Here is a 9,189-nt window from a genome sequence, read left to right on the forward strand (position 1 = left end):
TGGAGTTGAACATGCTCTCCCTACGTAAAACCTACACCGCCGCCGCCCTGGCCCTGGCGCTGGGCGGCGCGCTGCCCGCAGTCTTCGCGACCGCCCACGCCGCCGGCACGCTCAATGTCGCCATCAACCAGGATCCGGGCAGCTGGGACCCGATCGACACCTTCGTGACCTTCTGGGGTTCGGTGGGCAGCAACCTGTATGACGGCCTGACCATGCGCGGCGCCGACCTGAAGCTGCAGCCGGGCCTGGCCACCAGCTGGGAATACCTGGACGACAACAAGCGCCTGCGCTTCAAGCTGCGCGAAGGCGTCAAGTTCCACAATGGCGAGCCCTTCAACGCCGAAGCCGTGAAGTTCACCTTCGAGCGCCTGTTGGGCGCGGAAGGCGCCAAGGGTCCGCAAAAGGCCAACTACGACTCGATCGGCGAGATCAAGGTGGTGGACGAGTACACCGTGGACTTCATCCTGAAGCAGCCCGACCCGGTCCTGCTGACCAAGCTGGCCGGCTACGGCGCCATGATCGTGCCGCCCAAGTACATCAAGGAAAAGGGCGAGGACAACTTCAACATCAACCCGGTCGGCACCGGCCCGTTCAAATTTGAAAGCTACCAGCCCAAGGTCAACGTGACGCTGGCGCGCAACGACGACTACTGGGGCGGCAAGCCCAAGCTGGACAAGGTGGTCTACCGCTTCATCGGCGAACCCGGCACCCAGGTGGCCGAGCTGCAGGCCGGCCGCATCGACATCGCCACGCTGATCCCGCTGGGCCTGATCGACACCGTGAAGAAGTCCGGCAACGCCGACGTCATCTCCACCGGCGGCCCGGTGGCCTATGCGCTGCGCTACAACACCAAGAACGGCATCACGCAGAACCGCGACGTGCGCCGCGCGCTGATCATGGCCGTGGACCGCGACGCCATCGTCAAGCAACTGTTGCTGGGCCAGGCCAAGACCATCGCCAGCTTCCAGGGTCCGCAGTCCTTCGGCTACAACCCCGAGCAGAAGCCCCTGCCCTTCAACCCCGCCGAAGCCAAGAAGCTGCTGGCCGCGGCCGGCGTGAAGCCGGGCGCCACCGTGCAGATCGACGTGCGCGGCAGCGATTCGAACTTCCGCGAAGTGGCCCAGGCCGTGTCGGGCTACCTGCAAGGCGTGGGCGTGCGTGCCACGATCAAGCCGTATGAAACCGGCGTGCTGCTCAACGACATCATCCCCGGCGGCAAGACCGGCGAAATGTGGCAGAACCAGTGGGGCGGCTGGACCTACGACTACGACAACACGGCCTACCTGATGTACCACACGGGCCAGAAGTGGAATCCGTACGACAACGACGCCAAGCTCAACGGCATGCTGGAAGCGCAGCGCACGGTCTACGACGTGAAGAAGCGCGAAGCCATGCTGCAGGAGATCGCCGGCTACGTCGCCGACCAGGCGCTGGAACTGCCGCTGTACAGCCTGAACACGATTGTCGGGGTGAACAAGCGCGTGAAGGACCTGGAAGTGCCGGGCGACATCCGCTTCCGCTTCCTGAACGCATCTGTAGAGTAGGCCCCCCGAAGCGCTGCGCGCTTCCCCCCAGGGGGCATGCCTGCGGACCGGCAAAGCCCGGATCCGCAAGGTGGGCTCCCCCCGAAGCGCTACGCGCTTCCCCCCAGGGGGCATGCCTGCGGACCGGCAAAGCCGGCTCCGCGGCATCCCGCTAGATTGATATACGTTGAAGCGTCGGCGATGTCCGTTGCCGCGTTAACCCCACCGACCCGTCCCGGCGCAAGCCGGGGCGGCGATTTATGACCGGATTTCTCATCAAACGCGTGTTGCAGGCCGTCTTCGTGATCGTGGCCGTGACGCTGCTCGTCTCCTATGCCGTGCGCCTGACCGGCGACCCCGCGCTGATGCTCAGCCAGGGTTCGGGCAGCGTCACCGAACAGGACCTGGCCAATATCCGCCAGGCTCTGGGCCTGAACCGGCCGTTCCACGAGCAATACCTGTCCTATATGCAAGGGCTGCTGCACGGCGATTTCGGCCGCAGCTTCATGGGCGGCACCTCGGTCGCCAAGCTGATCGGCGACGCCCTGCCCGCCACGCTGATGCTGGCGTTCACCTCGCTGCTCGCATCCATCCTGATCTCGCTGCCGCTGGGCATCCAGGCGGCGATCAAGCGCGGCAAGGCCACCGACCAGGCGATCCGCATCCTGTCGCTGGTGGGGCTGTCCTTCCCCAACTTCTGGCTGGCGCTGATGCTGGTGCTGCTGCTGTCGATCACCTTCCCGCTGTTGCCGCCGTCCGGCTGGAGCGGGCCGGCCAGCCTGGTGCTGCCGTCGCTGACGATGGCCATCATCCTCAGCGCCACCAACATCCGCCTGGTGCGCACCACCATGCTGGAAACGCTGTCTGCGCAATACATCATGGTGGCGCGCAGCAAGGGCCTGAAGGAACGCGTGGTGCTGTACAAGCACGCGCTGCGCAATTGCGCGATTCCGCTCATCACCTACCTGGGCCTGCAATTCGGCGGCCTGATCGGCGGCATCGTCGTCATCGAAATGGTCTTCAACTGGCCCGGCCTGGGCACGCTGGCGTTCGACGCCATCTCCGGCCGCGACTACCCGGTGCTGCAGGGCACGGTCACCGTGCTGGCCTCCGTCATCGTCCTGGTCAATCTGATCGTCGACATCGCCTACGGCATCGTCGACCCCCGCATCCGCACGCGCTGAGCCTTATGCAGACTACTACCCCCACCGCCGCCGCCCCCAAGGCGGCCAAGCCCCGCAGCCGCTACCGCTCGCTGGAATTCGTGCTGGGCGCGCTGCTGACCGGCACCATGATCGTGCTGGTGCTGACCTCCAGCTGGCTGTTTCCCGACGGCGGCGAGGCCATGGACCTGGCCGCCCGCCTGACCGCGCCGTTCGCCAGCGCCGCCCATCCCTTCGGCACCGACCCGCTGGGCCGCGACGTGCTGGCTCGGGTCATCGTCGGCGGCAAGATCTCGCTCACAGTAGGCTTCGTCTCGGTCATCGGCGGCGCGCTGCTGGGCATCGTCATGGGCCTGATCGCCGGCTACTACCGCGGCTTCTGGGACATGATCGTCATGCGCTTCGCCGACGTGCAGCTGGCGCTGCCGTTCATCCTGGTCGCCATCACCTTCATCGCGATCCTGGGAGGCGGGCTGTTCAACGTCATTTTCTTCATGATCGTGTCGCAATGGGTGCAGTACGCGCGCCTGGTGCGCGCCCAGGTCCTGGCGCTGCGCGAGCGCGAATTCGTGCTGGCCGCGCGCGCCTTCGGCGTGCGCGACCTGGCCATGATCCGCCACCACATCGTGCCCAATCTGCTGGGCCCGCTGGTCATCCTGATGACCCTGAACGTCGCCAACAACATCCTGCTGGAAAGCAGCCTGACCTTCCTGGGCCTGGGCGTGGATCCCATGATCCCGAGCTGGGGCGGTATGCTTGCCGACGGCCGCACCTACATGCAGACGGCCTGGTGGGTCAGCGTCTTCCCGGGCCTGGCCATCATGCTGACGGTGCTGGGCCTGAACCTGCTGGGCGACTGGCTGCGCGACCGCCTGGACCCGACCGGCAAGGTCTGAAGCCGCCCGGTCCGCCTGAAAGGAATATCGAGTATGTCATTGCTGGAAAAAACATTCGACCGCACGCTGGACGCGTGGACCCACGCCTACATGGCGCCGGCCTGGCGCGGCGCGGTGGTCGAAGGCTGGCTGTTCGAAGGCCAGGAGGCGCGCCGCGCGGCGCAGGAACGCCTGGCGCAGGCCGGCGTCACCGCGCGCTTTCGCAGCGCCTACAAGCCGCTGCTGCACTATTTCCTGGAAGAGGTCGAACGCGAGGGTCTGGCGTCCGTCATGGTGCGCTATCCGCTGCACGAGCACGCCCAGGCCAAGCGCTTCACGCTGGAAGCCTATCCGCTGATCGCGCTGCTGCAAGGCGTGGACGTCAGCATGCAGCCCGGCGCCCGCGACCTGCACTACGACGTCAGCCTGCGCTACGCGGACGGCCGCCAGATCGATACCCGGGTCCATGCGCCCAACCAGATCGGCTACGCGCAGGACGGCACGCCCGAACTGTCGCCCACCGGCTGGCTGCGCGTGCGCGACGCCGAGGGCGCGCTGCAGACCGATGCCGCCCAGGCCACCGAATACCAGCAGGCCTTCCGCGCCATCGTGGACACGGTGCGCAACCATGCCTGGGGCGCGCACGAACCCTACTTCGAGCGCCTGGAAATCCGCGTGGACCTGCCGGGCATGGATTTCGCCCTGCCGGTGGACGAGGAAATCGTCAGCACCTTCGAGGCGCTGCACGAAGACATCTATTTCTCGCTGCTGGAGCACTTCCAGAAGCACTCGGGCCGCCCATCGGGCGACCGCGGCCTGCAACCCGGCCAGATCATTCCCGACATCCGCCGCCATGACGGCGCGGCGCGCGTGCAAATCTCGCTCGAGCACTTCGAAGCCTTGGCGCCCGTCGCTCCGGTGGCGCTCGGCGCGCCGCTGGCCCAGGTCCGCGAGCCGCTGTCGGCCGGCCAGATCGCCGGCTGCATGGCGGCGTTCGGCGGCGACACCTTCCAGGCCGTATCGCGCCAGGGCCGTCCGGTGCTCGGCACCTACCTGCGCGGCCCCGGCCCGGCCGTCTTCATCTCGGGCGCGCAGCACGCCAACGAAACCTCCGGCGTGGTCGGCGCCCTGCGCGCGGCGCAGGCGCTGGCCGCGCGCGGCGACGCCCATTTCGCCCTGATCGCCGCAGAAAATCCGGACGGCTACGCGCTGTTCAACGGCCTGCGCGAACACCATCCGCGCCACATGCTGCACGCCTCGCGCTACAGCGCGCTGGGCGACGACATCGCCTACCGCGAACGCGCCCCGTTCTTCGAGCGCGAAGGCCGCCACCAGGCGCACGCCATCAGCGGCGCGCAGCTGCACATCAACCTGCACGGCTATCCCGCCCACGAATGGACCCGGCCGCTGTCCGGCTACCTGCCGCGCCACTTCGAACTTTGGACCATCCCCAAGGGCTTCTTCCTGGTGCTGCGCCATCACCCGGGCTGGGGCGATCGCGCCCGCCGCCTGATCGAAGGCGTGACCGCCAGGCTGGCCCGCAACGTTCCCGGCCTGGTCGAGTTCAATGCCCGGCAGCTTGAACTATTCCAGGCGCACGCGCTCGAAACCGGATTCGACGTGCTGAACGGCATCCCGGTGCAGATCAGCGAAAGCGACCGCGAAGACTTGCCGATGGCGTTGATTTCCGAGTTTCCGGATGAAACCGTCTACGGCGAGCGCTTCGTTTTCGCGCATACTGTGCAGATGGAAACCGTCCTGGCGGCGACCGAGCTCTACCGCGCAGGGCTCTAGCGGCAAAAAAGCCCGGCGCAACCAAGGACCGCGCCGGCACCCGACCTGTAGAACCATTAGAAAAATGAATATCCGAGAACGCAACCACGGCGATGACCTGGCCCTGGTGGACATCTGGCTCCGTTCCGTACGCGCCACCCACACGTTCCTGACGGAAAAGGAAATCCAGGCGATGTACCCGCAGGTGCTCAACACCTACCTGCCTTCGGTACGGGTCTGGGTCTGTGAGGACGATGCCGGCGAAGTCGCCGGCTTCATGGGCCTGAACGGCAACAAGGTCCAGATGCTGTTCGTGGACGCCAACAAGCGCGGCAAGGGAGCGGGCCGGCGCCTGCTGAACTTCGCGCGTTCGCTGCACGGCACCCTGCTGGTGGACGTGAACGAGCAGAACCCCCAGGCCCACGGCTTCTACAAGCACTACGGCTTCGAGGACGTGGGCCGCTCGGAACAGGACGACGCGGGCCGCCCTCGTCCCATTATCCACATGAAGCTGGCGGGCTGACGCCCTGCCGGCGCCCGTCCATCGTGGCGGGCGCCTAGCCCTTGGACTGCTCCGGATGCCTGGCCCGCCAGGCTTTCAGCGCCGCGCGGTAGTCATCCATGGCTTCGTTATAGGTGTCATAGACACAGGGTATGCAGCCGCTGTTGCAGCACTCTTCGGGCTCGGGCGCGACGGGCGGAACGGGCTGCGGGTCGTCTTCGGGAATCTGCTTGGTGCTCATACCCGAATCTTAGCGCCTGTGCCCGCCGCCAGCCGCGGCGTCCGCCTGCGGCAGCGGCCAGTCGGCGCGGCGGATTTCATAGCGGCGCTTGCCGGAACCGCCTGCGTCCGCGCCGCCGACCTGGCGCATGCCGCACTTCTCCAGCACCCGGCAGGACGCGGCATTCTCTTCCAGCGCCACGGCGGCCAGCGCGTCCACGGACAGCCGGCCGAATCCCAGCGCCAGCAGCGCCTGCGCGATCTCGGTGGCATAGCCCTTGCCCCAGCTCGGGGGCAGGAAGGCATAGGCCACCTCGACCTCGTCGTGGCCCCGCGACTGGGTGCGCTTCAAGCCCGCCCGGCCCGCCAGCTCGCCGCTGGCGCGGTCGGCCAGCACATACATGCCGTAGCCCTGCTCGGCCCAGTGTTCGACGTTCTGCAGCAGATAGCGGCGGCTGGCCGAGTCCGTCCGGATGCCGCCCATGGTGGCCATGAGGCGCTCGTCCGCATGCATGGCGGCGATGAAGGAAAAATGGGTTTCGTCCATGCGCCGGGCGTGCAGCCGGGCGGTCTGGAACGTGTCGGGGAGCAGTGCGGCGGACATGGCGGGCGGAACGAATGGAGTGGCCGACATGATACCGGCGGACGGCCTGCCGGCCCATCGTCCAACGGACGAATCCCCCAGGCCGAGTCTGGCCCGAGGGCATGGCTTTCAGTCGCGGCGCAGGCCCAGGAAGCTCCAGCGCACATCGGCGCGATCCAGCATGTCTTCGCGCTCGCTGAGATGATGCGAGGACAGGCCGTGGCCGGCCGCCAGCGCTATCGTTTCCTGCGCCGACACATCGAACATGCGGCGTCCTGGCGGCACCGGCCCGTGCCGCAGCGACATCAGGATCTGGCCTTGCGGCGCCAGGAGCGCGGCCAGCGCCTGCATGCTCAGGCGGCGCTCATCGGCGTCCAGGTGCATCCATACCGCCGTTAGCATGATCACGTCGAACAGACGGCCTTGCCCGCGCAGCACGGCCAGGTCCGGCAAGGCGTCGTCGACCCACTCCAGGTTGGGCAGCGCGTGGCGGCGCTGGCCCTCCTGGCGCAGCTCGGGCGTGGGTTCGGCCGCCACCACGGCATGGCCCATGCGCGCCAGCGCGGCGGCGTCGCGCCCCGAACCCGCGCCTATGTCGGCGATGCGAGACGGCGCCGCCGGGATCAAGTGCGCCACGTCGCGGTGCACGTCCTCGAACGCGATGCTCTCGTACTGGTCCGCCAGGGCCGCGGCGTTTTCGCCATAGCCCTGCGTGCCGGAAGCCCCCGTCATTGCTGGGCTGCCGGTCGGGCCTGGATCGCCGCGGGCGGCCAGGTGGCCTTGATCGCGTCGTAGATGCGCTTGCCCACGCGGCCGTCCTCCGGCAGCTTGCGCTTGACCTGCTCTTCGCGCACGGCGTCGCGGGTCTTGCTGCCCGGGATGCCGTCGGCCACGCCTACGTCATGGCCCAGGCCGTAAAGCATTTCCTGCAGCTCCTTGATCTGCGCGCGCGACAGGCCGGGGTCGTCCGTGGGCCAGGCCGCGACGAGGTCCGGGCCGCCCTGCAGGCGGTTGAGCAGCATCGACACCGCCAGGCCGTAGCGGCGCGACTGGTTGTAATGCAGGATGGCGTCGAAATTCACCGTCGCCAGGAACACCGGCCCGGCGGAGCCGGTGGGCGCGAACAGATAGGCCTGCTCCTCGTTGCCCGACGCCAGCTTCAGCGCCGAACCGTTGCCCTGCTTCACGCCGGCCTGGGCCCACTGGGCGATCGTGCGGCGGTCCTGCGAGCCCACGAATTCGGCGTCGGGCGAGGCCGGAATGGCGGCGGCCAGCTCGGCCGGCACGCGCACTTCGATCACGGCAGGCAGGCTGTGCGTCCACTTGGCGCGGCGCTTGCGCAAGTGGTTGGCGGTGGAGGCCAACGCGTCGGGCAGCGAGTTGTAGAGATCGATCTTGCCGTTGCCGTCGCCATCGGCGGCCAGCTCATAAAACGAGGTCGGGATGAACTGCGTCATGCCGAAGGCGCCGCTCCAGGAGCCGACGAAATTGTCCGCCGGCACCATGCCGTCACGCAGCAGGCGCACCGAGGCGTAGGCATTCTTTTCCCACAGCGGCTTGTTCTCGGTGCAGGCGCGCGTCAGCCAGGCATCCAGCACATTGGTCTTGCCGACCTGGCGGCCGTAGTTGGTCTCGATGCCGAAGATGGCGACCAGCGTGGCCGGGTCGACCTGGTACTGCTGGCTGATGGCCGACAGCTGCGGACCGTACTTGGCGAGCACGCCGAGGCCGTCGCGCACGCGCTCCTCGTCCACGGTCTTGGCGATGTAGTCCCACCAGGCTTCGCGCCCCTCCGGCTGGCCCTTGGCGGAAGCGACCGTGGTGGGCAGCAGCTTGGCGTTGGCGGTGTACTTGTCCCAGTCGGCCACGGTCAGGCCGTTGGCCGTGGCGCCCTTGCGCAGTTTGGCGATGCAGGCCTTGGTGTCGAGTTCGGTCGGGATGATGACCGTGGGCGCGGGGGTGGCGGTGGCGGCGGGCGCCGCGGTGGCAGCCGGCGCAGCCGTTGCGGCAGGCGCAGCGGTCGCCGCCGGGGCGGCAGCGGCCGGAGCCGCCGCGGGCGCAGGCAAGGTCGCGGGCGCCGGCAAGCTTGCCGGCGCGGGCGCAGCCGACCTGGGAGGCAACACCTGGCCGGCCCGGTCATCGGCCGGAGCCGCCGGCGCGGTGGCGGCTGGCGCGGGAGCGTCGTCGAAGCTGCGTTTGGGCGTCAGGGCCGGCAGGGTCTGCACCGGCACCGACGGCTGGGCGCGCGATCCAGTGGCTGAAGCAGGTCCCTGCGCCTGAGCGGCGCCGGCTGCGGCGGCGGCAAAAGCCGCGGCCAGCAGCACGCGGGAGAAGGTGTCGATTCGAAGGCGTACGGAACGCTGACGCATGGCAATCCTGAAAAATCGAAGTCAGCCGGGATCGTACCGCGACCGGCCGTCAAAATCGAACGGCCTCCTGGGCAGGCCCGCCCGCATTGCCGCCCAAACGCCTTGCAGGCTGGAAGCGACTTCGCAGCGCCCTAGGCGACTCTCAGCCGAGGCTGCCCGGAGCCATCCGAAGCGCAGCCCCA

9 protein-coding genes are annotated in these 9,189 nt (G+C 68.1%); 5 read left to right on the forward strand and 4 right to left on the reverse strand.

Going from position 1 to position 9,189, the window contains the following annotated elements; genetic code table 11:
- Window positions 1-11: 11 nt before the first annotated feature.
- The 5 genes from BRO63_RS20045 (at window position 12) to BRO63_RS20065 (ending at window position 5,857) form a co-directional block, all read left to right on the forward strand.
- Complete coding sequence (locus BRO63_RS20045) at window positions 12-1,544, forward strand: ABC transporter substrate-binding protein (protein ID WP_088141476.1); 1,533 nt, start codon at window positions 12-14, stop codon at window positions 1,542-1,544.
- A gap of 239 nt (window positions 1,545-1,783) precedes the next feature.
- Window positions 1,784-2,707 carry an ABC transporter permease gene (locus BRO63_RS20050; protein WP_088141477.1) on the forward strand — a complete coding sequence of 308 codons (924 nt, stop codon included), beginning with the start codon at window positions 1,784-1,786 and terminating at the stop codon, window positions 2,705-2,707.
- A 5-nt stretch (window positions 2,708-2,712) separates the two neighbouring features.
- Window positions 2,713-3,582, forward strand: a complete 870-nt coding sequence (locus BRO63_RS20055) for an ABC transporter permease (protein WP_088141478.1) — start codon at window positions 2,713-2,715, stop codon at window positions 3,580-3,582.
- A gap of 33 nt (window positions 3,583-3,615) precedes the next feature.
- Entirely contained in the window at window positions 3,616-5,355 is a 1,740-nt protein-coding gene (locus BRO63_RS20060) for a peptidase M14 (RefSeq protein ID WP_088141479.1), read from the forward strand.
- A gap of 64 nt (window positions 5,356-5,419) precedes the next feature.
- The gene (locus tag BRO63_RS20065; RefSeq protein ID WP_088141480.1) at window positions 5,420-5,857 is read left to right on the forward strand and encodes an acetyltransferase; all 438 of its coding nucleotides are present in this window, start codon (window positions 5,420-5,422) and stop codon (window positions 5,855-5,857) included.
- Window positions 5,858-5,891: 34 nt separating this feature from the next.
- Here the strand turns inward: BRO63_RS20065 and BRO63_RS20070 are convergent, their stop codons facing one another.
- The 4 genes from BRO63_RS20070 to BRO63_RS20085 all read right to left on the reverse strand — a co-directional run bounded on the left by BRO63_RS20070 (window position 5,892) and on the right by BRO63_RS20085 (window position 9,007).
- A complete protein-coding gene (locus BRO63_RS20070; RefSeq protein WP_088141481.1) occupies window positions 5,892-6,077 on the reverse strand; it encodes an oxidoreductase-like domain-containing protein in 186 nt (61 codons plus the stop codon).
- 9 nt (window positions 6,078-6,086) lie between these two features.
- Window positions 6,087-6,659, reverse strand: a complete 573-nt coding sequence (locus BRO63_RS20075; RefSeq protein WP_088141482.1) for a GNAT family N-acetyltransferase — start codon at window positions 6,657-6,659, stop codon at window positions 6,087-6,089.
- 108 nt (window positions 6,660-6,767) lie between these two features.
- A complete protein-coding gene (locus BRO63_RS20080; RefSeq protein ID WP_088141483.1) occupies window positions 6,768-7,370 on the reverse strand; it encodes a class I SAM-dependent methyltransferase in 603 nt (200 codons plus the stop codon).
- Window positions 7,367-9,007: a lytic murein transglycosylase gene (locus BRO63_RS20085; RefSeq protein WP_088141484.1), complete on the reverse strand. Its 1,641-nt coding sequence runs from the start codon at window positions 9,005-9,007 to the stop codon at window positions 7,367-7,369. Before BRO63_RS20085 ends, BRO63_RS20080 begins: the two co-directional genes overlap by 4 nt.
- Window positions 9,008-9,189 lie beyond the last annotated feature (182 nt).

Source organism: Achromobacter xylosoxidans (assembly GCF_002192695.1).
GTDB classification, from domain to species: domain Bacteria; phylum Pseudomonadota; class Gammaproteobacteria; order Burkholderiales; family Burkholderiaceae_B; genus Achromobacter; species Achromobacter xylosoxidans_C.

What these genes read in the sequence shown, in the direction of transcription:
- BRO63_RS20045 (WP_088141476.1), top strand. Translation starts at nt 12, where the DNA reads ATGCTCTCCCTACGTAAAACCTACACCGCCGCCGCCCTGGCCCTGGCG.
- BRO63_RS20050 (WP_088141477.1), top strand. Translation starts at nt 1,784, where the DNA reads ATGACCGGATTTCTCATCAAACGCGTGTTGCAGGCCGTCTTCGTGATC.
- BRO63_RS20055 (WP_088141478.1), top strand. Translation starts at nt 2,713, where the DNA reads ATGCAGACTACTACCCCCACCGCCGCCGCCCCCAAGGCGGCCAAGCCC.
- BRO63_RS20060 (WP_088141479.1), top strand. Translation starts at nt 3,616, where the DNA reads ATGTCATTGCTGGAAAAAACATTCGACCGCACGCTGGACGCGTGGACC.
- BRO63_RS20065 (WP_088141480.1), top strand. Translation starts at nt 5,420, where the DNA reads ATGAATATCCGAGAACGCAACCACGGCGATGACCTGGCCCTGGTGGAC.
- BRO63_RS20070 (WP_088141481.1), bottom strand. Translation starts at nt 6,077, where the DNA reads ATGAGCACCAAGCAGATTCCCGAAGACGACCCGCAGCCCGTTCCGCCC.
- BRO63_RS20075 (WP_088141482.1), bottom strand. Translation starts at nt 6,659, where the DNA reads ATGTCCGCCGCACTGCTCCCCGACACGTTCCAGACCGCCCGGCTGCAC.
- BRO63_RS20080 (WP_088141483.1), bottom strand. Translation starts at nt 7,370, where the DNA reads ATGACGGGGGCTTCCGGCACGCAGGGCTATGGCGAAAACGCCGCGGCC.
- BRO63_RS20085 (WP_088141484.1), bottom strand. Translation starts at nt 9,007, where the DNA reads ATGCGTCAGCGTTCCGTACGCCTTCGAATCGACACCTTCTCCCGCGTG.